The organism is Nitrospirota bacterium, from assembly GCA_040755395.1.
GTDB lineage: Bacteria > Nitrospirota > Nitrospiria > Nitrospirales > Nitrospiraceae > DATLZU01.
In genome coordinates this window covers 1-1,237 of the sequence record JBFMAX010000062.1, presented here as the reverse complement: position 1 = coordinate 1,237, position 1,237 = coordinate 1, and the positions used below count along the sequence as shown (strand labels likewise).

1 protein-coding gene is annotated in these 1,237 nt (G+C 64.5%); it reads left to right on the top strand.

Annotated elements, in window-relative coordinates; genetic code table 11:
- The coding region (locus tag AB1555_20160) for an ISL3 family transposase (protein MEW6248993.1) at positions 1-1,214 on the top strand (1,214 nt) is incomplete at its 5' end.
- Positions 1,215-1,237 lie beyond the last annotated feature (23 nt).

Sequence of the window (1,237 nt, the reverse complement as noted above, 5' to 3'; positions counted from 1 at the left end):
TGTTTGAAGCCGCCCTGGGGATAGCCGATCCGTGGTTCATCCGGGGCGTCGATTTCGATGCCGCCAAGAAGACGCTGACCATCGGCGTCGATTTCATCGCCGGCAGCCGGTTTGCTGTGCCCGGCATCGCGGGTGAGCATCCGGCGCATGACACCGTGACCAAGCGCTACCGGCACCTCAACTTCTTCCAGCACGAGTGTTATCTGGAAGTGCGCATGCCCAGAGTTCGGCTGCCCGATGGCGGTGTGCGCCTGGTCGAACCCGAGTGGGCCGGAAAGCTCGCCGGCTTCACCCTGTTGTTCGAGGCGCTGATCATCACCTTGTGCCGCGAGATGCCGTTCGCGGCGGTCGCGCGGCTGGTGAATCTGTCCTGGCATCGCGTGGCCGCCATCTGCGGGCGCTACGTCGATCTGGCGCGGGACGCTGCCGATTTCTCGGAGGTCGCCCGGCTGGCCGTGGACGAGACCTCGCGCGCCAAGGGCCATGACTACATCACCCTGTTCGCCGACGCCGACGAGCGCAAGGTGCTCTTTGTCGCCGAGGGACGCGGGGCCGATACCGTCGAAGCCTTTGCCCATGATCTGAAGGCGCATGGCGGTACGCCCGAAGCTATCGAGTCGGTCTCCATCGACATGTCGCCCGCCTTCATCAAGGGCGTCGGCGAGCATCTGCCCAATGCCCGCATCACCTTCGACAAGTTCCACGTCGTCGCCCATGCCAGTCGGGCGGTGGATAAAACGCGGCGCATCGAGCAGAAGACCGACCCGACGCTCAAGGGCCTGCGCTGGGCATTGCTCAAGGACCGAAGCACGCTCAGTCCCGGCGCGCAGGCCGACCTCGATGCCCTGGTCGCGCAATTCACCACCAAGCGCACGGCCCGCGCCTGGCTCTATCGTGAGCGGTTGCGCGCCATTCTGGAGCGCAAGCAGATCAACGTCGTGCGCGGCATGCTGGCCCAGTGGGCTACCGGCGTCCTGCGCTCGAAGGTCGAACCGATGAAGGAGGTTGCCAAACTCATCCGCAATCATATGGAGGGCATCGTCGCCTGGGCGCAGACACGCCAGACCAACGGCTTCCTCGAAGCCTTGAACGGCCTGTTCCAGGCCGCCAAGCGCAAGGCGCGGGGCTACGGCCGTTTCTCCACCATCCGCACGGTCATCTTCCTCATCGCCGGCAAGCTCGACTTCTCCAGCTTCAACCCGCATGCCGCTTAACCCACTCGAAATTCAAAAGAGCC